Here is a 22,623-nt window from a genome sequence, read left to right as displayed (position 1 = left end):
GAGGCTCCAGTCGGGCTCAGGGGATGGCATCCGCTAGTCGGGTTCGCACGCGTGGAAGCCCGCTAGTCGATGGTCACGTAGTCGGCGCCGGAGTAATGACCGGTCGTCAGCTTCTGTCGTTGCAGCAGCACGTCGTTGAGCAGGCTGGACGCGCCGAAGCGGAACAGGTGAGGGTCGAGCCAGCGTTCGCCCGCGGTCTCCGCGACCGTGACGAGGTAGCGAACGGCATCCTTCGACGTGCGGATGCCGCCGGCCGGCTTGACCCCGACGAGTTCGCCGGTGAGGCGATGCCAGTCCCGCACCACCTCGAGCATCAGCAGCGTCACCGGGAGCGTCGCCGCCGGCGACACCTTTCCGGTGGACGTCTTGATGAAGTCCGCGCCGGCCAGGATCGCCAGCCAAGACGCTCGCCGAACGTTGTCGTAGGTGGCGAGTTCGCCGGTCTCCAGGATGACCTTGAGGTGGGCGCTCGAGCCGTCGGGACGGCGGCAGGCCTCCTTGACGGCCACGATCTCGTCGAACACCTCGGTGTAGCGGCCAGAGAGGAAGGCGCCACGGTCGATGACCATGTCGATCTCATCGGCACCGCCGGCCACCGCGTCGGCGGTGTCCGCAAGCTTCACGTTCAGCGAGGCACGCCCGCTCGGGAACGCCGTCGCGACGGCGGCGACGGACACCGTGCCGCCTGAGGCGACGTGCGCGGCACCGAGCGCCTCGACGGCGACGGGCACGAGGTCCCCGTACACGCACACGGCCGCGACGCGCGGACAGGTCGGGTCCGACGGATCCGGCAGCACGGCCTTGGCGGCGAGGGATCGCACCTTGCCGGGGGTGTCGGCGCCCTCGAGCGTAGTCAGGTCGATGAGGGACACGATCGTGTCCAGCGCCTGCTTCTTCGACGTCGTCTTGATGGACCGCGTCGCGAGAGATGCGGCGCGCTGCTCGAGGCCGACGGCGTCCACTCCCGGCAGCCCGAGCACGAATCCGCGCAGGCTGCGCTCGCTGAGCTCGGTGCCGACGACGGTGCGGGCGAGGTCGAGGGTCATGACGCCTGCTTTCCGAGGGTCTGGTCCGCGACGGCCGGCTCTTCGAGCAGGGCGGCGGCCGTCTGGTCGTCGGTGATGAGCACCGTGCAGAGGCCGTTGGTGACCAACGCTCTCGCGACCTCGTGCTTGCCATCGCCTGCGACGACCGCGATCGCCGTCTTGGCGGCCTTGATGCGGTCGAGCGAGAGGCCGACCGTTCGCGAGTCCAGTTCCGCGTCGACGGGCTTGCCGTCCGCACCGACGAAGCGGCCGATGACGTCGCCGACCGCTCCCTTGCAGACGAGCGCGTCAACCTCCGCGGCCGTCAGGTATCCGCTGTGCACGAGCGCGGAGTCCGCACCGGCGACGCCGGCGCTGAACAGGTACGCCTCTGCGTGCGCCGCCCGGTCGAGCACGCCGGCGATGGCGCGGTCCCGCTCGATGCTGCGCTTGGTGGCGGTGTGCTCGAGGATGGCGGGGATCGGCAGCACGTGAGCGGATCCCGCCGCCTTCTGCGCGATCACGAGCGCCGTCGCCGACGCGGTGTCCCCGTACTTCGTGAGGCTGAGCCCGCCGTTGATCTGCACGACGCCGACGCCGTGCGCCCATCCTCGCGGAAGGCATGCCGCGACGTCGTGCATCGTGCGGCCCCAGCTCACGCCGAGCGTCTGGGGTGCAGGGCGCATCGCAGCGAGGTAGTCGGCGGCGGCCTGGGCGACACGGCGTTGCAGCTCGTCGGGCGAGGAGACGCCGGCCGACGAGGCGACGACGATGTCGTTCAGTCCGTACCGCTTCTTCACCGCCTGCTCGGCGAGCACGCGGCGGGCGCGCGGATGCACGATCTCGATGCGCACGATGCCGGCGGCCCGCGCCTGCGCCAGCAGGCGACCGACCTTCCAGCGCGTGATGTGCAGCGCGGCTCCGATCTCGTCCTGCGTGCGTCCCTCGTCGTAATACAGCTCTGCGGCCCGCACGGCGAGCAGTTCGTCTGAGGAGTTCATAGCGCTTTCCAGAATACGAACCGGCTCCACTTATGAGCAACGCGTGCGGCATCCTGTGCTCATCTGAGCGCTGGCATGAGACCAGGCTCCCGTTGAGCGTGCAGAAAACGCTCGCACCCGTCTCCCGAAGAGCATTATCTGCACACTCGAGCGGGGTGAGCATCCGGACCGGGCAACGGTTCGAGCGAAGGCGCCGAGGAACCGGTGAAGGGATGAGCGGACGGGTCCGGCGCTCAGTGCAGCGTTCGGCCCATGATCGCTCGGGTGAGCGCTGCGACCGGCTCAGCTGCCGCACGCGGATTCGACAGCAGGCTGAATTCGACCTGGCCAAGCTCCGGCAGCCCGAGACGGTTCGTCACTTTGACGAGGTCGTTCGGGATGATCGTGCGAGGGAAGGGCGCGACGCCCAGTCCGGCGCGGACCGCTGCGAGCACGCCGTTGACCTCTCGCGTGTTGCACGTGATGCGCCAGACACGGCCCGCGGCCTCGAGCGCGTCGATGGCCATCTGCTTGCTGATGCTCGGATCCTGGTACGCGATGAGCGGCACGGGATCGCCTGGCCCCAGCTCCGTCTTGTCGAGCCCCATCCAGACCAGGTCGTCGGTGCTCACCCGATCCCCGTCAGGCGATCCGGCCATCTGCTTGATGAAGATGAGGTCGAGCTGCCCGGCCTTCAGCCGCCGATAGAGCGGCGTGGACTGGCTGACCGTGAGCTCGAGGTTGATCTGCGGATACGCCTGCCGGAAGTCGCGGAGGATGCTCGGCAGCTGCGTGATGGCCAGGTCGTCCGCAGCACCGAAACGCAGACGTCCCCGCATCGCGGTTCCCGTGAAGTAGCTGTCGGCCGCCGCGTGCGCGGCGAGGATGCTGCGCGCGAACCCTGCCATGGCATCCCCGTTGTCGGTCAGTCGCACCTGTCGGGTGTCGCGGTCGACGAGCGTACGGCCCGCTGCCCGTTCAAGACGCGCGACGTGCTGGCTCACGGTCGGTTGGCTCAGCCCGAGCCGTTCGGCGGCCCTGGTGAAACTGCCGGTTTCGGCGACGGCGAGGAACGTGGCGAGGAGATCCGGATCGAACATGTTCGGATTATATATTCGCGAACGCAATAGTAGTTATAGCTCCGATTAGTTCGCGGAATGGTCGCTCGAACCTTAGCGTTGAAATACACGTTCGATCAGCCACTTACTCGAAAAGCCATCGTGACCGCTCCTGCGCACTCATCCGTCGACACGCTCCTCACCGCACCCGTACCCGTACCCCAGCACCGCCCTCCGTGGCGCGAGACGTTTTCCTCGCTGGCCGTTCCGAACTACCGGCTGTACGCCGGCGCTCAGGTGGTCGCCACGACGGCGCTCGGCATGCAGCGCGTCGCCCAGGACTGGCTCGTGCTGCAGCTCTCCGGCAGCGTGACGGCGGTCGGGGTGACCGTCGCGATGCAGTTCGCGCCGATGCTGATCTTCGGCCTGCTGGGCGGCGTCATCGCCGACCGCTACTCGAAGCGGATGCTGCTCATGCTGACGCAGTCCACCGCGGCCCTGCTCGCGGCGATCCTCGCCGTGCTCATCCTGACCGGAACGGTGCAGGTGTGGCACATCTGGGCGCTCGCGTTCGTCGGCGGGTTCGTCACCGTCGTGGACAACCCGGCCCGCCAGGTCTTCGTCAACGAGATCGTCGGGCCGCGCCTGCTTCGCAACGCGATCAGCCTCAACTCATCGACGTTCCAGCTCGGTGCGCTGATCGGACCGGCCGTCGGCGGCATCGCCATCTCGGCGGTCGGAAGCGGATGGGCCTTCGTCATCAACTCGTTCGCCTGCCTCGTCGTGGTCGGCGCACTCGGCATGATGAACACGAAGGAACTGCTGCACACACCCGTCGCCGCGCGAGGCAAAGGGCAGCTCGCCGAAGGCCTGCGGTACGCGGCTCAGAAACCGTCGATCCTGTTCACGATCATCATCCTGGGCGCCGTGGCGATGTTCGCGTACACGATGCCCGTGCTCCTCGCCGCCTTTGCGAACGATGTCTACAAGGTGGGGTCCGCCGGCTACGGCTTCTTCAACGCCCTGGTCGCCGTTGGCGCCCTCACCGGGGCCGTGCTGTCGACACGACGCATGGGGGTGAGCCTGCGGCTCGTGATCGGCGGGGCCGCTGTGCTCGGGGTGGTGCAGGCATCCGCTGCCCTCTCCCCCGACATGATCGTGTTCGCGGTGCTCATGATGGCCAGTGGTGCGGCGAGCCTGCTGTTCCTCACGAGCGCGAACTCGCTGGTGCAGATGTCGACGAACCTCGGCATCCGCGGGCGTGTGATGGCGCTGTACATCCTCGTGCAGCTGGGCGGACAGGCGCTCGGCGGCCCGGTGATGGGATGGATCGTCGAACGGTACGGACCCGACTGGGGGCTCGCGGTCTCCGGTCTCGTGCCGCTGACGACGGCGATCGTCGTCGGAGCGCTGATGATGCAGCGGTCGCGCCTGCGACTCGCGTTGAAGCGACGCGGACGCATTCCGTCGCTCGCCCTCGTCGCGCGCGACTGAGTCGCTGAGGTCTGCTCTGCTTCCAGCTGTTGCGCCCACGTCGTGGCGAGGGTGACCACGCGTCGGGACTGCACAGCACGCATCGGTCCGGTGCGCGCTCAGAACACGCCCGTCGCTCCAATAGCCTTGATGCATGACCACGCCCCTCGCTCTCGCCGTCGACTTCGGCGGCACCAAAGTCGAGTCAGCCCTCGTCGCGTCGGACGGCGAGGTGATCGAGGGTTCGCGGCACCGCGCACCCACCGGACGCCACGCGACCGTCTCGGAGCTGGAGACCTCTGTGCGCGAGGTCATGACCTCCGCGCTCGGGGCGCTCGACGGGCGGTCGATCGTCGGCGTCGGAATCGGATGCGCCGGGCCGATCGATCGCGCCCGCGGGCTGGTCTCGCCCCTGAACGTGCCGAACTGGCGCGACTACGACCTCCGCTCCTTCGCCGCATCAGTGCTCGCCGACGCGGGCGTGGACGCACCGGTGACGCTGGAGATGGACGGCGTCGCCATCACGATGGCCGAGCACTGGGTGGGGGCGGCCCAGGGCGTCGACAACGTGATGGGCATGGTGATCTCCACAGGCATCGGCGGCGGCCTCATCGTCGGCGGACGGGTCATCACCGGGCCCACCGGCAACGCGGGCCACATCGGACACGTCGAGGTCGCCGACTTCCAAGGCGAGGACACGTTCGGCAAGGCGACGTCGCTCGAGGCCATCGCCAGCGGTCCGCACACCGTCGCCTGGGCACGCCGACGCGGGTTCGCCGGAGAGACCGGCGAGACCCTGGCTGCGGCCTACGCGGCCGGCGATCCGATCGCGCGTGAGGCCATCGAGCGCACCGGTCACGCGGTCGGACAGGCCATCGCCAGCGCCACCGCGCTCCTCGACCTGGAGCTGGTGGCCATCGGCGGCGGGTTCTCGCAGGCGACGCCCGACCTCTTCGACGTGATCAACGCGACGATCGCGTCGCACTACTTCGGCTTCGTGCGCAAGGTGCGGGTCGTGCCGTCCGGACTCTCCGGGGAGGGTCCGCTCATCGGCGCGGCCGCGCTCGTGCACCGTGCGGAGTTGCTCCCGCCGCTCTGAACCGACGCAGCCGTGTCGACGCCGGCGCGCCGACGCTGTCGAGCCCACGCCACTGAGCCGCCACCACTGAGCCGCCACGGTCGAGCTGGATCCCGTTGAGTCGCCCTCGAGCCGACGCTTCGGGCTTTCGGCTCGGCGCTGGCGGGTTCGCACGGCCGGGTCCGCGCGCTGTGCGATCCGTCAGCCGTCGGCGCCGATGTCGGCAGCCACATCCGTCGCGTCGCACGAGGCGATCACGGCGTCGGCGACAGCCGAGTGGTGCCCGATCGCGTCCAGGCCTTCGCCGAGACGGTTGGTGAGGTGCACGAACACGAGGCCACGGGTGGGATCCGCCCACGCGACGCAGCAATTGCTGCCGTTGTGTCCGAACGCCTGCTTGCTGCTCAGCTCGCCGAGCGGGCTGATGAATCCGGCCTCGTGGCGCGCCCCGCCGAGCTGGAGTCCCTCCGACCAGCGCACGGGCGCCTTGGCGTAGCGGTCGAGCTCGCCGTTGCTCGATGGGCGCAGCATCCGCGTGATCGTGCTCTGGGAGAGGATGCGCACGCCGTCGAGCTCGCCCCCCGCCAGCAGCATGCTGTAGAACCGGGCGACATCCTCCGCCGTGGTGGAGATGCCGGCCGCCGGGATGACGGCCTGACGCAAGCTGCGCCGGTTGAGGTCGATCGCGGCGACGCGTCCGACCGTCGTCGTGCCCCTGATGGGCACGCAGCGGTACAGCTCGCGCGACGGGACCCCGAGGTAGGTGTTGTGCAGGCCGAGCGGCTCGAGGAGGTGCATCCGCAGCGCGTCGGCCACGGGCAGCCGGGTGACGCGCTGCACGATCTCGCCGAGGATGAAGCCGAACGCGAGGTACTGGTATGCCGGAACCGCACCGACCGGCCAGCGCAGCCTGGCATGGGCGACGTGCCGAACGCTGCGCTCCCAGTTCGTCATGGCGAGGGCGTCGCCGACGCTCGACGTCGCGACGGCCATGCCGGAACGGTGCTGAAGCACCCTGCGGGTCGTGACGGATCCCTTGCCGTACTGCGCGAACTCGGGCCAGTAGCGCGCAACGGGGGCATCGAGTTCGATGACTCCGGACTCGGCCAACTTGTGCACGAGCACGGCGATGAACGGCTTGCCGGCGGAGAACATCCAGAAGAGGGCATCGGGCGAGCAGCCGATCCGCTCGTCGAGGTATTGACGGCCGTGCCGGATGACGAGCAGACGGGTCGCACCGCCACGGCCCCGCACGAGTCGGAGTGCATCGGCCTTCTCCGGTTCGGCAGCGCTCACACGACAGTCCTCACCGGTTCAGTCAAACACGCGGTGCTGGCGTGACGATGCTCGGCGGCGCCCGGCGAACCGAGCCGTCACCCAACATTCACCGTGAGACGCGGGGCGCCCTGGCTGCGACGTGGTCCTCGAGCATGCCTGGCCGCGCGATGACAGCACCCGCGAAGACCACGGCGACCGCGGTGAGGAGCAGGAAGAGGAGTGGCCACAGCCATCCACCCGTCAAGTCGTGCAGCACTCCGACGAGCAGCGGCCCGAGCGCGCCGAGCACGTATCCGAGCCCCTGCACGAATCCGCTCAGGGCGACGGCGCCCTCGTGGGTGCGGGTGCGCAGGTTGATGAGGACGAGGCAAAGTGGAAACAGCAGCGGACCGAGCCCCGCGAAGACCACCCAGAGCCAGGTCGCGGTACTCGGCAGCAGGATGAGACCGAGATATCCGACGATGAAGAACGCCGCTCCCAGGTAGATCAGCCACGCGACGTTTCTCAGACGGCTCGCCAACGCCGGAATCAGCAGACTCGCGGGTATGCCGATTCCGGCATACAACGACAGGAGTGCGCCGGACTGTGCGGCGTCCGTACCGGCCGTGTCGCGCAGAAGTTCGGGAAGCCACGCGAACAGGGCGTACGCGTTCAGCGACGATGTCGCGAACGTGACCGCCATCGCCCACGCCAATGGTGCATGCCACACTCTCCCCATCTCTGCCTTGCCCGGCTCCTCGACGTCGGCGTCGACGTGTCGGGCGTCCGGTCGGCGCAGGAGGATAGCCAGCCACGGAAGGACCGCAAGCACGCCGAGCAGAGCCCACATTCCGACCGAGTACCGCCAGCCGACCGAGTCGGCGACCGGGACGGCGAGCAGAGGCGGAACAAGCGTGCTGACTGCCAGGACGGTCGCGTACAGGGAGGTCATCAGACCGATCCGGTCCGGGAAGTAACGCTTGACCAGCGGCGGAAGGAGCACGTTGCCGACCGCCATGCCGGCGAATGTGAGCACGCTTCCGGCCACGAGCATCCAGAAGGAGACCGAGAGGCCGCGGGTGACGTCGCCGACGACGATGGCAGCAAGTGCGGCCGTGATGATGACCTCGAGGCTCGTCTTCCGCGTGAAGAGCGGAGCGACCAGCCCGAACACGGCGAAGCAGATCGGCGGCAGCGCACCGAGCAGGCCGATCCCGGCCGCTCCGAACGGCACGTCGTGGGTGATCTCGTCGAAGATCGGCGACAGCGCGGTGACGGCTGCCCGGAGATTCGCGGCGACGAGCAGGATGCCGAGGAGCGCGAGGGTCCGCCCTGCCCAGAGCGGACCGGGGCGTTGCGGCTGCGCAGTGTTCGGGAGGATCACACCCCAGTCTTTCAGACGGCACCCCCCTGTGTTCGGGCGTCGGCCCTGACGCTCATCCGGAACGTGACGCCGTCGCTCGAGCCGGAGCCGGCCTCGACGCATGGGCCCTTCGAAAGGGGATGCCCGTGCGACGTCGCCCGCGGACGGGGGCTGGCATCGGCGAGGGGAACGGAATAGATGTTCCATCATGAGGATCGCGATCGTCGGTGCGGGTATTGCCGGACTCGCCTCGGCGCTTCTGCTCGATTCCGCGCATGAGGTCACCCTTTTCGAGCGCCGCGATCTCCTGGGCGGCCATGCCCGCACCCATCGCTTCGGCCACGAAGGGCGGCACGCCTTCGTGAACCCTGCGTTCGGTTACATCGCTCCTGCCATGTACCCGCGTTTCATTCGTCTGCTGGAACTGCTGCGCGTGACGCGGGAGTCGGCACCGGCGTCGGTGACGGTCGGTTCGACCGGCCTCCACCGCGACGTCTTCGTCACTCCGACCCTGTCGCCGTTGCGCGTCTCATCCGTGCTCGATCCTCTCGGTCTGCAGCGGATGCTCGCCGTGCGCAGCGTCACCAGAGCCGCGCGCGCCCTCGACGACGCCGACGACTGGACGACAACGCTCGACGAGTTCCTCGAGCCGCAACCCGTCTCCCGGTTCGTCAAGGACGAAGTCGTCTATCCCTGGATGGCCGCTGTCAGCGGTGTGCCGATCGCCGAGGTGAAGGCGTTCTCGGCACGCGCCGCGCTCAGGTATCCGGTGCACGTGCAGCCGGAAGGCGCGCTGCGGCCGTTCGGCCTGCAGGAACTCACCGGTGGTGTCGACGCCTACGTGCAGCCCCTGCTGAATCGGCTGCAGACGACGACCATTCGTCGTCGTGTCGAGCTGCGACCCCTGCAGCGAAGCCATGGGCGGTGGCAGCTTACCGAGGCCTCCGGCGCGCAGCACGAGTTCGATTCCGTCATACTGGCCACGCCTGCCTTCGAAGCGCTCGCCCTCCTCGCGACGCTGCCCGACGCGGACCGACTTCGCGAGGTGGTCGCCGGGTTCCCGTACGCGTCGACGCGCATCCTGGTGCACTCCGACACGTCCTGGATGCCCCGCAAGAAGTCGAACTGGTCGGTGTACAACGCGCGACACGACGGACCGAACTGCGAGGCCACGATCTGGTGCCGGCACAGTGGCGAGTTCCCCTACTTCAAGAGCTGGGCGACATTCAGCGACCGGCGACCTTCGCTCCTACACGCCGAGTTCGAGTTCCATCACCCCCGGTTGACGCCTGGTTACTATCGATCGCAGTCCCTGCTGCCGGCGCTGCAGGGACTGGGCGGCCTGTGGTTCGCGGGCTCGTACGTCGAGGACGTCGACTCGCACGAGAGCGGCATCGGATCCGCGATCCGCATCGCCGAGCGGCTGAACCCCGACTCTGCGAACCTTGCGGCGCTCAGGTGACGGATCCGCGAATCGTCGTGCCCGTCGCGGCAGCTTCAACCCGCTCAGCGGCGCCGAGCGCGATGCTCATGTTCGCGCTCGTGCCGACGCTTAGCGCCCGCCCGACGGCGAATGCGCTTCCGGATGCGGTGGCCGGCACCGCAGAACGCCGAGCGCGCCCCGCAGCACTGTCGCGCCGGCACCGTGAGGCACGAGGATGGTCTGGCCGGGCGCGAGCGGAATCGCCTGTCCGGCCCAGCCCAGTTCTCCTTCGCCGTCGGTCACCACGAGCACGGCGAAATCTGCCGGCAGCAGATACGCGCCGTCCACCTCGATGCGGTCGGCACGAAAGAGGGCGTCCGCATCGGGCGGGAACAACGCCGTCAGCTGGGCGTCGCCGTCGGTGCGCACCGGTCGCCAGGATGCCAATCGGGCAAGCGGCTCCTCACTCAGCGGCTCGCGGTCGAGGTCGGAGAACGCGACGCCGGGCTCGAGCCCGAGCAGCGCAGCGCGTCGGTCCAGCCCAGGGAATCCGTCGTACTCCACCAAGATCGACAGATCGACGGGCTGCTGCAGCTCCACAAGCGTGATGCCCGGCCCGATCGAGTGCGGCACGCCTGCCGGCACGTACAGCGTGTCGCCCGGAGCCAGCTCGATCCGGTTCATCGCGGCCAGCATGGCGTCGACATCTTGTCGCTCGAACCAGTCGAGAAGCTCTTCCTCGTCCACCTGCCGTCGGAAGCCGAGGTACGCGTACCCCGCTTCGTCGGTGTCGACGACGATCCACGCCTCCGTCTTTCCACGGACACGGTCGAGGGTGCTCCGCGCGAACTCCGTTGACGGGTGGAAGTGCACGAAAAGCCGCTCCCCCGTGTTCAGCAGTTTGACGAGCAGCATGGGATCCGCGCCGAACGCGGCGACGTGCGCCTCACCGAAGTAGTCGATCGGATGCGCGTCGAACGCGTCGCGCAGTCTCGTGCCGTCCGGCAGCACCGTGAGTCCGACCCCGCCGCCTGCGAAGACCTCCGTCGCCGATGCGACGAAGTCCTCAGGCATCCGATCCGCACCGGGGTCATCCACCGATGCGTCGCTCGGCCGAATGCCGCGGAACCGCAGGATGCCGGCGCCGCCGCGATAGGGCCGTTCGGCCGGCCGGTTGAGGCCGAGCGCGATCGGCGCGATCCCCCGATCCGCGCCGGAGGGCACCGCGCCGCCCGCGAATCCGCCGTCGGATGCCGCCGGCCGCCCTGTGCTCACGCCGACCTCCCCCTCGAGTCCCGTCGCACCGCCAGTCGCCGGCGCCCCACCCAGCGTACGGTTCCGGTCCGCCGGGCACACACCGTGCCATGATTGACCGCGGGCGGAGGGATGCCATGCAACGAGACTTCGGAGAGCAGATCGCGCAGACCCTGGTTCAGCTGGCCGCCGTGCTGGAGGGTCTGGAACCCGACGAATGGGGCGCAGCAACGCTCTGCGAACGCTGGACCGTTCGAGACGCCGCAGGCCACATCGTCTGGCGCCTCGGCAGTTCCTATTCAGAGATGGTGCGCACGGCGCTGCCGCTGCTGACATTGTCGGGCCCCAGCCCGAGTGCACTCACCGAGGCGGTCAGCCGGCAGGAGGGCGAAGCGTCCAGTCCTGAGGAACTCGTGCGTCGACTTCGACACATCGCGGCACTCCGCCTGGCGGGGATCGGGCGCACCGGGCTGAACGACCTGGTCGAGGCCGTCGTGCACAGCTACGACATCGTGCAGCCGCTCGGCGTCCCGATCGACGTGGATCCGGAAGCGACGCGACTCATCGCCCTGCGCGGCATGCTGCTCGGCTCTGGGGTCCGCCGTGCTGTCGCCGGCAGGCACACGCTGTACGCAGCCGACGCCGGATGGGCCGTCGGGCGCGGTCCCATCATCGAGGGCACGGCCAGGGGGATCGTGCTGTTCCTCTTCGGGCGCGACCCGCTTCCGGCGCGCGCCGGCATCTGACGCCGGGACGCCTGGAGCCGGCGCCTCAGTCGCTGTCGTCAGCGTCGTCGATCTCGTAGGCATGACGCTTCGCGGCGATCATCTCGACCTGCCGCGCATGCACGTCGGCCACCCACGCCCACGGATCGTCTGCCGGCCGATGGATTCTCGGGTCAGCGGTCGGCATGCCATCGCGCAGTGCGTTGACATACGCCCGATCCCTGTCGATCCGCGCCTGGATCTCGCCGGCCTCTGCGATGGAGCCGTGTCCAGGAACGACGACCTTGACGTTCGCCGTGACCGCTTCGAGAAGCTCCAGCGCGACGAGGTAGTCCTCGATCGGATCATCCGCCATCGGACTGAGCATCGGGATCAGGACGTCGGAGAGCATGTCGCCCACCGCGAGCACGTACCGATCCTCGACGAGGAGCGCCGCGTGCCCCGGTGCGTACGCTGCGTGCTCGATGACCATCGCAGAAGGTCCGTTCCAGGGGACCTCTGCACTGCCGTCCGGCAGCCCTTGGATGTCGCCGAGCCGATCGAGCGGCACGCGATCGGGGATGCCGACGGCCTTGGCCACAGCCGCGACATCACCGGAGAGCCGCTCGCGAGCGGTGGCGGCGCAGAGTGCCGTTCCGTAGCGAGGGGCGCTTCCTAGCCGGTCGTGCCACACCAGATGATCCCAGTGCGGATGCGTCGAGAATCCTGCGAGGACGACTCGGCCGGACGCCGAGAGATCCTTCGCGAGGCAGTCGAGTTCATCGCCGAGCAGTCCAGGGTCGACGAGCAGTACGCCGTCCGTTCCGTCGATGACGACAGTGTTGCTCTGCACCCATCCGCTCTCGTGGATGTGCACGCCGGCTGCGACCTGTTTCAACACGGCCTCCCCCTTCCGCTCCATGAGCAGCGTAGGCCGCCCGTGCGATGCTCGAGGCCAGGCAGGAATCCGTGCGGCCCTCCACTGACTCCTTCACCGCTTGGGCCAACCGATGGCGGCACATCGGGCGGCGGGCCAGCCCCGTAGGCTGTCGCGATGAGCACACCTCGCGACGAGGGCCCCTTCTTCCACGGCACCAAAGCCGACCTGCAGGTGGGCGATCTCCTCACGGCTGGATTCCGGTCGAACTATCGACCGGAGGTGATCATGAATCACATCTACTTCACCGCGTTGCGCGACGGTGCCGGTCTCGCCGCCGAACTCGCGGCAGGCGACGGCGTACCGCGCGTGTACTCCGTCGAGCCGACGGGTCCGTTCGAAGACGACCCGAACGTCACGGACAAGAAGTTCCCGGGCAATCCGACCCGTTCCTATCGCAGCAGTGATCCGCTGAGGATTCTCGCCGAGGTCACCGACTGGACGCGATTGACCTCCGAGGCGCTGCAGGGATGGCGGGAGCGGCTGGCGGCACTCCGCGAAGACGAGCGGGGCGAGATCATCAACTGACGGCGACGGAATGCGGACCGGACCATGGCCGCGAGTGCCATCCGATCCGCTCTATTGCTCTGCCAGCAGCCGCGATGCCTCGTCGACGTCGGTGCGCATCTGCCTGATGAGCGGCTCGATGCCGGAGAACGCCACCATGCCTCGGATGCGCTCGGCGAACTCGACGCCGACGATGTGGTCGTAGAGGTCGATCTCCTCGCCGATCACGTACGCTTCGACCTGCCGTTGCGGCACACCCTCGAACGTCGGGTTGTTGCCCACCGAGATGGCAGCCGGATGCCGCACTCCGCCGTCGACCAGCCATCCCGCGTACACGCCGTCAGCAGGGATCAGGCCCTCGCACTGCGGCGACAGGTTGGCGGTCGGGAACCCGAGCTCACGCCCACGCTGCGCGCCGTGCACCACGACGCCTCGCACTGTCGGCGGATGTCCGAGCAGCATTCCCGCGTACGCCACGTCGCCCTCCGCGAGAAGGCTCCTGATCCATGTCGACGAGACCCGGTCGTGCCCGTCGGGCCGGACATCGTCGATGAGCTGCACCTCGTAGCCGTCCCGTGCCCCGAGTTCGCGCAGAAGGGCGACGTCACCGGCGGCCTTGGCGCCGTAGCGGAAGTCGCTGCCGACGAGCATGGTCTTCGTGTGCAGCTTCGAGACGAGGAAGCGCTGCACGAAGTCCTCGGCGGGAACATGCGAGAGTTCGAGGTCGAAGGTCAGCACCAGCACCGCGTCGATGCCGGTGTGCTCGAGCAGTTCGAGCTTCTGCTCCACGCTGACCAGGTCTTCCGGGCACCGCTCAGGCGCCACGATCGACATCGGATTGCGGTCGAACGTGACGACGACGGATGCCAGCCGCTGTGCATGCGCGACGGCGAGGAGCCTGCCGATCACCGCACGATGGCCGAGGTGCACGCCGTCGAACTTGCCGACGGTGACCGCACTCGGGCCGAAGTCGTCCGGGATGTCCTCGATCGAGCGGAAGACCTGCATGCCGGCGCTCATGCCAGGGGTGTGGAATCTGCAGAGGCGGAGTCCGCCGGCGCCGGCGCGACGGAGTCGGCGGATGCCGGAGCCGGTCTGTGCTTCGCCAGCCAGAGCATCCCGAGCACCGGCAGCACGAGCGGGATGAACAAGTAGCCGGCACCGTAGGCGGACCACACTGTTGAATCCTGGCCGAACGGATCGATCGCGCTCATGCCGATCGCGGCGGGAACGAACGTGCTCAGGGTGCCGATGATGAGCACTCCGGCCAGCTCGATGGAGATCGTGATCCACGCGACGCGGTACCACGCGCGGCCGGGTGCGATAAGCGCGATCGTCGCGACGATGTAGACCACTGCGGAGAAGGCGGAGAGCGTGAACGCCACGGGTGCGGCCTGGAAGTGGTCGATGATCTGGAACACGCTGCGTCCTGTGGCGGCGAGTGCGAGGATGCCGTACACGACAACCAGAACGCGGCCCACGCCGGTCATTCGCCGAACGGGACGGGCCGCCGACGAACCGGGGGCAGTGGCGGCGGAGCGTGCGGGGGGATTCTCAGACATCGCCTTCCATTATCCAGGCTGGACGCCGGGCGTCCGCTCCACGAAGGAGCTTCCAGCCGAGGGCACGATGACCGGCGGATGCGGACGACGGCCGAGACATCCTCCGGCCCTCGCTCAGGGCGTGCCCTGCACGAACCAGATCTGGCCCATCCTGTAAAGCATCACCGCGATCGCGAGCCCGACGACGCCGAGCACGACGGTGCTCCAGCGGGTTCGCTCGATGAGCGCCCAGAAGCCCCCGGCAAGTGGGAGCAGCAGGGCGGAGACCAGATAGATGTAGAACTCGGCGAGCGACCCGGTCGGAGGGTTGCCGACCAGCGGCGCCACGATCGTGACCACCAACTGCACGATGAGCAGCAGCTCGACCAGCACGATCGCGCCGAGCGTGAGGTCGTTCGGCGGCTTTCCGATGAAGCCGACGACGAGGCACAGCAGACCCGCCAGCACAGCCACGACGACCTGCACTGCCGTGAACCATTCGATCAACGGGACTCCTGTTCCTGCTGTCCCGCGTCGGGGAAGTTCACGATCGTGCGGGCGGATCCCGTGCGTACCGCGGCCAGCCCGACCAGTCGGCCGTCAGGAGCGACGGCCGCTGCGGTGTCCGCATCCGGTGCGTCGACCCCGATCCGCTTGCCGTGACCGAGGTCGGTGGCCTGCTCTGCAGAGAGCGCGAGCACGGGGAAGAGTGCGGATGCCGCATCGGCCGGCGCGATGAGTGTCTGGGCGACGTCGAGGTTCTCGAGGGGGCGAGCATCCGTCACGGCGAACGGTCCGACGCGCGTGCGCCGCAGTGCGGTCAGGTGGCCGCCGGTGAGCAGCGCGACACCCAGGTCGCGCGCGAGGGCACGCACGTAGGTGCCCGACGAGCACACGACCCGCACATCGACGTCGAGAGCGAGGGCGTCACCGACGGACGCCTCGCGCGTGTCGAGCACCTCGAACTCCGAAACGGTGACGGGCCGGGCCTTCAACTCGACCTGTTCGCCCACGCGGACCTTCGCGTACGCGCGCTTGCCGTCGACCTTGATGGCGGACACGCTCGACGGCACCTGGTCGATCTCGCCGGTGAGATGGGCGACGGCCGCCGCGAGTCGGTCGGGCGTGATCGCCCGCACCCGGGCCGCCGGAGCCCAGCCGAGGTTCTCGCCCTCCGCGTCGTCCGTCGTCGTGGAAGCCCCGAGGCGCACGGTCGCCAGATACTCCTTGTCGGCCCCCACGATGTACGTGAGCAGACGAGTCGACGGTCCCAGTCCGAGGATCAGCACCCCAGTGGCCATCGGGTCGAGCGTTCCCGCGTGGCCGACCTTGCGGGTTCCGGCGAGACGGCGCACGCGCGCGACGACGTCGTGGCTGGTCCACTCCCCCGGTTTGTCGACTACGAGGATGCCGTTCGGTGCGCTCACGCGGTCGCCCGCGCGTGCGACGCCATCGCAGCAGCGTGCGCTTCCGAAGCGGAGATACCGGTCACCGTGTTCACCACGATGTCCAGCTTGGTGCGGAACGTGTGCGTGAGCAACTCGCGGATGCACGGGTCGTCCGAGCCGAACTCGTCGACCATGTGCATGGCGATCAGGGTGTTGAACAGCATGCCGTGCGCGAGGAAGTCCACGATCTCGTCCGGCTCCATGCCTGCCTCGTCGCGCAGCAACTGGTAGATGGCGAGGAATCCGCTTCGCGCCTTCGCCCCGATCACGGCATCGTGCCCGGAGATGAACCCCTGCATGAGGGAGAGCAGGATGCCGCGGTCGCTGATGAGGTCGGCGTACGCGGCACCGAGGCGTGTGGTCACCACAGTGCGGTCGTCGATGTCGTCGGTCTCCGCAAGGGCGCCGTGGAAGGCCTCCATGAGCTTGTCGAGCGCGCGATCCAGCACCGCTGCGAACAGGTTCTCCTTCGATCCGAACATGCGCACCACGTACGGCTGGCTGATGCCCGCCGCCCGTGCGACCTGATCGGTGGTGGCGCCGACGTAGCCGCGTTCGCCGAAGACGTGGCTCGCGGCCTCCAGGATCTGCTCCCGCCGCACCGCGGCCGGCACGCGCTCCTGCTTGGTCGGCACGTCGGTCGCCTGCTCGGACTCGAGCGCGGCATCGGCGACGCGGTCGGATTCGCTGGTCATGCTTGACATGTTATCAGTCGATTACTACTGTCCATCTTGTAATCATTCGATTACATCACCCACTCAGTCTTCACCCTAACGAGAGGGACTGCATCATGACCGCAGAGATCGCGGCGGCACCACGCAGGCGGGTGCCCACCTGGCTCGCCATCCTGGCGGCATCCTTGCCCATGTTCATGGCGACGCTCGACAACTTGGTCGTCACGAACGCGCTGCCGAGGATCGCCATGGATCTGAAGGCCTCGATCGAGGAGCTGCAGTGGGTCGTGAACGCCTACAGCCTCTCGTTCGCGACGTTCATCCTGCTCGCCGTCGCCCTCGGCGATCGGCTCGGCAGGCGCACCGTCTTCGTCGTCGGACTCGGCGTCTTCACCCTCGCTAGCGCCGCGGCGGCGTTGGCCACCTCCCCCGGCGAGCTGATCATGTTCCGCGCCATCCAGGGAGCGGGAGCGGCAGCCGTCATGCCGCTGTCGCTCACGCTCCTCGCCGGATCGGTGAGCGAGCGCATCCGTCCCGCAGCGATCGGCATCTGGGGCGGGATCTCCGGCCTCGGCGTCGCTCTCGGACCGCTGATCGGCGGCGCGATCGTGCAGGGCTGGAACTGGCAGGCCATCTTCTGGATCAACGTGCCGGTGGGGATCATCGCCCTGCCGCTCGCACTCCTCGCACTGCCCAACTCGTTCGGTGCCAGGCTGCGGGCCGACGTGCTCGGCGTGGTGCTCGTCGGTGTCGGGGTCTTCGCCGTCGTGTTCGGCATCGTCCGCGGCAACGACGCGGGCTGGGACAGCGGCGAGGTGCTGGCCGCGCTGATCGGCGGCGGTGTCCTTCTGCTCGGATTCGTCTGGTGGGAATCCAGGGCGACCGCTCCGCTGCTTCCGCTCGGACTGTTCCGCAACCGGAGCTTCTCGGTCGCGAATCTGGTTGGCGTGACCTTCAGCTTCGGGATCTTCGGAGCCGTCTTCATCCTGATCCAGTTCCTGCAGGTGGTGCAGGGCCACACCGCGCTGGAGGCGGGACTCATGACCATGCCGTGGACCCTCGCGCCGATGGTCATCGCACCGTTGACCGGCGCTGTCATCGTTCCGCGCTTCGGCACCCGCCTGCCCATCGTCGTCGGACTCGTCTTCCAGGCGGTCGCGATGTTCTGGCTGGCAGCGGTCATCGCTCCCGACGAGCCGTACTCCGCGATGGTGGCCCCGTTCCTGCTGGCCGGCATCGGCATGGGACTCGTCTTCGCGCCGAGTTCGACGGCCGTGCTCGCCGGGTTCGGCGAGAAGGACCACGCGAAGGCCTCCGGCACGAACGCCACCCTGCGAGAGATCGGCGTCTCCCTCGGCGTCGCAGTGCTCACCGCGGTGTTCATGGGCGCGGGCGGAACTCTGACGCCGACCGGCTACGTGAGCGCAGCGATCCCCGCCGTCATCGTGGGAGCGTCGGTGCTTGCGGGAGCCGCCGTCATCGCCCTGTTCCTCCCTGTCGGACGACCGGAACGGAAGGTCGAGCGCACTGCGCAGACCAGCGAGCTCGCCGCCGAGGCCGAGGATCTCGACGAAGTCACCGCCGGCGCGTCCATCGGTTGATCGCGGCACAGGTGCCCGTGCCCACCGCCTCGCACGGCCGGCACGGGCACCGGGTCCGCCTCGGCCACCTCCAGCGGATGCGCTTCCTCTGCCTCCGCGCAGGCACGCCTCTCGCGAGCCCTAAGCTGACCGGATGCGGATCGGCATCATCGGGGCAGGGGCCATCGGCGGCACGATCGCCGCTCTCCTGGATCGGGCAGGGCACGAGGTCGCCGTGACCGCACGGGGCGATGGCCTGGCCGCCATCCGCGAGAACGGCCTCAGGTTCGACGGCGCGTGGGGCGATCACCTCGCCCGCATCGAGGCGTCGGAGCGGCTCGAGGCCGCACCCCAGCTCGCGTTCGTGTGCACGAAGGCGCAGGACGCGGCATCCGCTCTGGACGAGAACGCCGAGCTGTTGCGCGGCATCACGGTCGTGGTCGTGCAGAACGGACTCGACGCGCTCGAGGTGGCGACCGGCTTCCTGCCGGACTCGGAGCTCGTCGGCGGGCTCGCCCTCTACGCCTCGCAGTACGTGGAGCCGGGCCACGTCACGGTCACGGCGACAGGCAGCACCTACCTCGGCGACGGACCGGGTGAGCCGACGGATGCCGCCCGCGCCGCGGCCTCCCTTCTCGGCACGGTCATGCCGACCGTCGCGACCAGCAACTTCCTCGGCGCCCAGTGGTCGAAGCTCGTTGTCAACATGGTGAACGCCATACCTGCGCTCACCGGCCTCAGCGTGCAGGAGACCATTCGCGATAGAGAGCTCGGGCGCGTGGTGACCGCGTCGATGCGCGAGACCGTGCGGATCGGGCTCGCCTCAGGCGTGCGCTACGCGAACGTTCAGGGGTTGAGCGACCCGCTGCTGCGGGTCTTCTCGTCACTCCCCCTCGGGGCCGCACATGCGCTGCCCGCGCTCATGGCGCGCCGCATGGGTCCGGTGCCGAACCTCGGGTCGACGCTGCAGAGTCGCCGACGTGGACGCACCACCGAGATCGACTACCTCAACGGCGCCGTCGTGCGAGCGGCACAGGCGATCGGACGCAGCGCTCCCGTGAACGCCGCGATCGTCGATGCCATGCACCGGCTCGAATCGACCGAGGGGTATCTGAGCCGGGAAGAGGCATCAGTTCTCCCGTTGCGCTGAGCCTGCGACGACGTCACGTCGCGGTCATGCTGGTCGTGTCGGGCTCGAGGTCGTCGTGGCGGGCACGGTGCCGTTCGGCACTCAGAAGCAGGCGCACCCCGTGTCCGGGTACTCCCTGAGCGGATGCGCCGGGTCGACGGCATCCACCACCGCCGACGCGAGGTACTGCGGCTCGACCTCAGCGCCGTAGCGCCGCCAACCGCCGACATAGCGGGCGTTGGACTGTGCCTCGGGGTCCGGATCCCTGCCCTGACTCGCCGCGAGTCGCGCGTACGCCTCCGCGAGCGGAACGTCGAGGAGCACCGAGAAGTTCCAGGCGCCGCTGATTTCCGGACGCAGCAGGAACGGCCCGTCGATGATGAGCGCGATGTCCGCGGGACCGGTCTGCCACTCGGAGACGACGGGTGCGTCCCGCGTCACGTCGAACGCACGCGTCTGGAAGCCGGTCGATCCGCCGAGACGGAACGGATCGATCAGCACGCGACGCAGCGTCGCATAGTCGAAGGACCGCTCGTAGTAGTCACCTGGATCCGCCCGACCGTGCTCGTGCCTGGTGGCCCTCGGCAGGTGGAAGTCGCGCATCGATGCACGCGCCGTGTCCGTACCTGCTTCGCGGTAGACGGCTGCCAGGTCGTCGCCGAACTCCGCGGTTCCCGACCCCTCTGCGCCGTCGATGGCGATGACGACCCGCCCGGCCGGATAGTTGTGCACGATCTCGGCACGGAGGTCGCGCAGGAACGCGGTGCGCGGAGTGGTCGCCAGTTGCATGCCGCAAGCCTAAAGTGTGCGGCCCGGGTCGGCGCGAGCCCGCACAGCTCCGTACGCTGGAGCGATGCAGACGGTGAGCGAGGCGGCATCCGCAGCGGAGCTGACGCGCTCTCTCAATGCCTGGTTCCGGCTCGAAGCGCGCGATCTGCCGTGGCGGCGGCCCGGGTTCGGTGCATGGGGCATCCTCGTCAGCGAGGTGATGCTGCAGCAGACGCCCGTGGTGCGCGTGATCCCTCGGTTGAGGGAATGGCTGGATCGCTGGCCGACCCCGGCGGACCTCGCCGCGACGCCGCAGTCCGAGGCGATCCGCGCCTGGGCGGGGCTCGGATATCCGCGTCGCGCGCTCCGCTTGCACGCCTGCGCGACGGCGATCACGGAGAGCCACGGGGGCGTCGTGCCCAGGGACGTCGACGCGCTGCTGGCGCTTCCTGGCATCGGCGACTACACGGCGAGAGCGGTCGCGGCCTTCGCGTACGGCGAGCGGCACCCCGTGGTCGACACGAATGTGCGCCGCGTGCTGGCCCGCTGCGTCGACGGTCAGGGCGAGCCCGCACCGCCGAACGCGCGGCGCGACCTGGCGGCGATGGATGCCGTGCTCCCGGCCGATCCGTCCGAGGCGCGTGTGTTCAACGCCGCGGCGATGGAACTCGGGGCCGTCGTGTGCACGGCGCGTTCACCGCGTTGCGACGCGTGCCCGGTCGCCGACCTGTGCGCGTGGCGCGGGGCGGGTGCACCCGCTTACCTGGGCGCGAGACGGGCCGTGCAGAAGCGGTACGAGGGAAGCGACAGGCAGGCGCGCGGCATCCTTCTGCGGGCGCTCGGGTCGGCTCGAAGACCCCTGTCGACCGAGGAGCTCGAGCCGCTCTGGCCGGAGGCGACGCAGCGGGACCGTGCGCTCTCCGGACTGCTCTCCGACGGACTCGTGGCGTCCGGGCCGGACGGGCTCTCCCTGCCTGACTGAGCGGACGATCGGGCCGTCGGACCAGCTGCTCGAGCGAGCGGCCGGGTTCTCACCACTCCGAGCGGTCGCGGACGGCCTGCAGGTCGCGGTAGGCACGATCGCTGTCGCGGGATGCCCTGCGCCCGTTGTGCTCGAGCTCGGCCGAGAACCATTTCCACAACGAGAACGTCTCGTGCCGGGCGGGCCGCTGGATGTAGCCGTGCTCGATGCCCTGCAGCGGGCGGCGGGTGCGGGATGAAGGTCCACCGAAGGTCGGGATGGATGCCGTGTGCTCTGTCATGACTCTCACGTTACGTTCGTATATATACAGCCACTATATGGCAGAGAGACGCTCCTCGCAAAGATTCCGCCACTAGACTGTCTGCCATGTTGCGCAGCGTGGCAGTGCCCGTCATCGACGACCTCGCCATCTTCGAGTTCGGCCTCTTCGGCGAGGTCTTCGGCCTGGATCGCAGCTGGTACACCGACATCCCGCCGATCGATTTCCGGGTTTGCGGGGTCGAGGCCGGCCGGCCGGTCACGACGCAGATCGGCGTGCCGGTGACACCGGCGTTCGACCTCACCGCCTTGGACGACGCCGACGTGATCGCCGTGCCGGCGGCGACCATCCGTCCCGACGATGCGTATCCTCCAGAGCTGCTCGACGCGTTGCGACGGGCATCGGCACGGGGTGCGATCATGCTCAGCGCCTGCTCAGGCGCCTTCGTGCTCGGTGCCGCCGGCCTGCTCGACGGACGCCCGTGCACCACGCACTGGCGCTACGCGGACGAGCTGCAGCGACGGCATCCCACCGCGCGGGTCGACGAAGACGTGCTCTTCGTCGACGACGGCGACATCGTGACGTCGGCCGGCACCGCGGCGGGCATCGACGCGAGCCTGCACCTGGTACGTCGCGAGCTCGGCAGCGAGGTCGCGAACGTCATCGCCCGCAACATGGTCGTCCCCCCGCAGCGCGACGGCGGACAGCGGCAGTACATTCCCCGTCCCGTGCCGGAGGCCGACTGCGATGAGCTCGTCGACGTGCTCGCCTACATGAACGACCACCTCGACCAGCAGCACTCTGTCGCCGTGCTGGCCCAGCGCGCCCACATGTCAACACGTACGTTCGCCCGCCGATTCGTGGCCGAGACCGGCGTCACCCCGATGCAGTGGCTCACCGGTCAGCGCGTGCTGCACGCACGCCTCCTGCTGGAGACGACGGATGCCCCGATCGACGAGATCGCCGCCGCGTGCGGTTTCGGCAGCGGCACTCTGTTCCGGCATCACTTCGCCCGTGAGGTGGGCGTGGCGCCCACCGCCTACCGGCGCTCGTTCGCCGGCGAGGGGACCCGCGTCGGCGAGACGACGCACCGGTCATCCGGCCGATCCTCGACGGACCGATTCTCATCCGACACCCGAATGAGACCCGCCCCGGTCACAGCGTCGGGCGGACGGTAAGCCTT

General features: G+C 68.9%; 23 protein-coding genes. 9 read left to right on the top strand and 14 right to left on the bottom strand.

What is annotated here, in order from left to right; genetic code table 11:
- Positions 1-62: 62 nt before the first annotated feature.
- The 3 genes from deoC to HII28_RS15535 form a co-directional block, all read right to left on the bottom strand.
- Entirely contained in the window at positions 63-1,046 is a 984-nt protein-coding gene (deoC, locus tag HII28_RS15545) for a deoxyribose-phosphate aldolase (RefSeq protein WP_170026715.1), read from the bottom strand.
- A complete protein-coding gene (locus tag HII28_RS15540; protein ID WP_170026713.1) occupies positions 1,043-2,026 on the bottom strand; it encodes a sugar-binding domain-containing protein in 984 nt (327 codons plus the stop codon). The genes deoC and HII28_RS15540 overlap by 4 nt, the downstream gene beginning before the upstream one ends.
- 233 nt (positions 2,027-2,259) lie before the next feature.
- Complete coding sequence (locus HII28_RS15535; protein WP_170026711.1) at positions 2,260-3,105, bottom strand: LysR substrate-binding domain-containing protein; 846 nt, start codon at positions 3,103-3,105, stop codon at positions 2,260-2,262.
- A 120-nt stretch (positions 3,106-3,225) separates the two neighbouring features.
- Here HII28_RS15535 and HII28_RS15530 point away from each other — a divergent pair, with 120 nt between their 5' ends.
- Positions 3,226-4,557: an MFS transporter gene (locus tag HII28_RS15530; RefSeq protein WP_346769361.1), complete on the top strand. Its 1,332-nt coding sequence runs from the start codon at positions 3,226-3,228 to the stop codon at positions 4,555-4,557.
- A gap of 133 nt (positions 4,558-4,690) precedes the next feature.
- On the top strand, positions 4,691-5,635 hold the full coding sequence (locus tag HII28_RS15525) for an ROK family protein (RefSeq protein WP_170026707.1): 945 nt from the start codon (positions 4,691-4,693) through the stop codon (positions 5,633-5,635).
- A 180-nt stretch (positions 5,636-5,815) separates the two neighbouring features.
- Here HII28_RS15525 and HII28_RS15520 read toward each other — a convergent pair whose 3' ends face one another.
- Together HII28_RS15520 and HII28_RS15515 are read right to left on the bottom strand one after the other, a co-directional pair.
- Complete coding sequence (locus HII28_RS15520) at positions 5,816-6,910, bottom strand: serine hydrolase domain-containing protein (RefSeq protein WP_170026705.1); 1,095 nt, start codon at positions 6,908-6,910, stop codon at positions 5,816-5,818.
- Between the two features lie 88 nt (positions 6,911-6,998).
- Positions 6,999-8,255 (bottom strand): MFS transporter, encoded by a 1,257-nt coding sequence (locus HII28_RS15515; RefSeq protein WP_346769360.1) that lies wholly within the window; start codon positions 8,253-8,255, stop codon positions 6,999-7,001.
- A gap of 187 nt (positions 8,256-8,442) precedes the next feature.
- Between HII28_RS15515 and HII28_RS15510 the strand changes: the two genes are divergently transcribed.
- Positions 8,443-9,696 carry an FAD-dependent oxidoreductase gene (locus tag HII28_RS15510; RefSeq protein WP_170026701.1) on the top strand — a complete coding sequence of 418 codons (1,254 nt, stop codon included), beginning with the start codon at positions 8,443-8,445 and terminating at the stop codon, positions 9,694-9,696.
- 90 nt (positions 9,697-9,786) lie between these two features.
- Here HII28_RS15510 and HII28_RS15505 read toward each other — a convergent pair whose 3' ends face one another.
- Positions 9,787-10,932, bottom strand: a complete 1,146-nt coding sequence (locus HII28_RS15505) for a class I mannose-6-phosphate isomerase (protein WP_205864962.1) — start codon at positions 10,930-10,932, stop codon at positions 9,787-9,789.
- 116 nt (positions 10,933-11,048) lie between these two features.
- Here HII28_RS15505 and HII28_RS15500 point away from each other — a divergent pair, with 116 nt between their 5' ends.
- Positions 11,049-11,657, top strand: a complete 609-nt coding sequence (locus tag HII28_RS15500) for a maleylpyruvate isomerase family mycothiol-dependent enzyme (RefSeq protein ID WP_170026699.1) — start codon at positions 11,049-11,051, stop codon at positions 11,655-11,657.
- A gap of 25 nt (positions 11,658-11,682) precedes the next feature.
- On the opposite strand, the gene HII28_RS15495 is transcribed toward HII28_RS15500, so the two are convergent.
- Positions 11,683-12,516 carry an MBL fold metallo-hydrolase gene (locus tag HII28_RS15495; protein ID WP_170026697.1) on the bottom strand — a complete coding sequence of 278 codons (834 nt, stop codon included), beginning with the start codon at positions 12,514-12,516 and terminating at the stop codon, positions 11,683-11,685.
- A 153-nt stretch (positions 12,517-12,669) separates the two neighbouring features.
- Here HII28_RS15495 and arr point away from each other — a divergent pair, with 153 nt between their 5' ends.
- On the top strand, positions 12,670-13,080 hold the full coding sequence (arr, locus tag HII28_RS15490; RefSeq protein WP_170026695.1) for an NAD(+)--rifampin ADP-ribosyltransferase: 411 nt from the start codon (positions 12,670-12,672) through the stop codon (positions 13,078-13,080).
- A 51-nt stretch (positions 13,081-13,131) separates the two neighbouring features.
- On the opposite strand, the gene HII28_RS15485 is transcribed toward arr, so the two are convergent.
- From HII28_RS15485 to HII28_RS15465, 5 genes are all read right to left on the bottom strand, one after another.
- Positions 13,132-14,067: a bifunctional riboflavin kinase/FAD synthetase gene (locus HII28_RS15485; RefSeq protein ID WP_170026882.1), complete on the bottom strand. Its 936-nt coding sequence runs from the start codon at positions 14,065-14,067 to the stop codon at positions 13,132-13,134.
- Positions 14,068-14,075: 8 nt separating this feature from the next.
- On the bottom strand, positions 14,076-14,549 hold the full coding sequence (locus HII28_RS15480; RefSeq protein WP_240978114.1) for a hypothetical protein: 474 nt from the start codon (positions 14,547-14,549) through the stop codon (positions 14,076-14,078).
- Between the two features lie 186 nt (positions 14,550-14,735).
- On the bottom strand, positions 14,736-15,107 hold the full coding sequence (locus HII28_RS15475; protein ID WP_170026694.1) for a hypothetical protein: 372 nt from the start codon (positions 15,105-15,107) through the stop codon (positions 14,736-14,738).
- Positions 15,104-16,027: a tRNA pseudouridine(55) synthase TruB gene (gene truB / locus HII28_RS15470; RefSeq protein WP_170026693.1), complete on the bottom strand. Its 924-nt coding sequence runs from the start codon at positions 16,025-16,027 to the stop codon at positions 15,104-15,106. Before truB ends, HII28_RS15475 begins: the two co-directional genes overlap by 4 nt.
- Positions 16,024-16,743, bottom strand: coding sequence for a TetR/AcrR family transcriptional regulator (locus tag HII28_RS15465; RefSeq protein WP_170026691.1), 720 nt, complete (start codon positions 16,741-16,743; stop codon positions 16,024-16,026). Before HII28_RS15465 ends, truB begins: the two co-directional genes overlap by 4 nt.
- A gap of 95 nt (positions 16,744-16,838) precedes the next feature.
- Here HII28_RS15465 and HII28_RS15460 point away from each other — a divergent pair, with 95 nt between their 5' ends.
- Both HII28_RS15460 and HII28_RS15455 read left to right on the top strand, forming a co-directional pair.
- Complete coding sequence (locus tag HII28_RS15460) at positions 16,839-18,323, top strand: MFS transporter (protein ID WP_170026689.1); 1,485 nt, start codon at positions 16,839-16,841, stop codon at positions 18,321-18,323.
- Between the two features lie 133 nt (positions 18,324-18,456).
- Positions 18,457-19,452, top strand: coding sequence for a 2-dehydropantoate 2-reductase (locus HII28_RS15455; protein ID WP_170026687.1), 996 nt, complete (start codon positions 18,457-18,459; stop codon positions 19,450-19,452).
- 81 nt (positions 19,453-19,533) lie between these two features.
- Here HII28_RS15455 and HII28_RS15450 read toward each other — a convergent pair whose 3' ends face one another.
- On the bottom strand, positions 19,534-20,220 hold the full coding sequence (locus HII28_RS15450; RefSeq protein WP_170026685.1) for a uridine kinase: 687 nt from the start codon (positions 20,218-20,220) through the stop codon (positions 19,534-19,536).
- A 64-nt stretch (positions 20,221-20,284) separates the two neighbouring features.
- On the opposite strand from HII28_RS15450, the gene HII28_RS15445 reads away from it, so the two are divergent.
- Positions 20,285-21,181, top strand: coding sequence for an A/G-specific adenine glycosylase (locus HII28_RS15445; RefSeq protein ID WP_170026683.1), 897 nt, complete (start codon positions 20,285-20,287; stop codon positions 21,179-21,181).
- Positions 21,182-21,230: 49 nt separating this feature from the next.
- Here HII28_RS15445 and HII28_RS15440 read toward each other — a convergent pair whose 3' ends face one another.
- The gene (locus HII28_RS15440) at positions 21,231-21,461 is read right to left on the bottom strand and encodes a hypothetical protein (RefSeq protein WP_170026681.1); all 231 of its coding nucleotides are present in this window, start codon (positions 21,459-21,461) and stop codon (positions 21,231-21,233) included.
- Positions 21,462-21,547: 86 nt separating this feature from the next.
- Between HII28_RS15440 and HII28_RS15435 the strand changes: the two genes are divergently transcribed.
- Complete coding sequence (locus HII28_RS15435; protein ID WP_170026679.1) at positions 21,548-22,618, top strand: helix-turn-helix domain-containing protein; 1,071 nt, start codon at positions 21,548-21,550, stop codon at positions 22,616-22,618.
- Positions 22,619-22,623: the final 5 nt, after the last annotated feature.

It is taken from the genome of Planctomonas sp. JC2975, from assembly GCF_012985205.1.
In the GTDB taxonomy this organism is placed as follows: Bacteria; Actinomycetota; Actinomycetes; order Actinomycetales; family Microbacteriaceae; genus Humibacter.
This window is presented reverse-complemented; position numbering and strand designations above follow the sequence as displayed.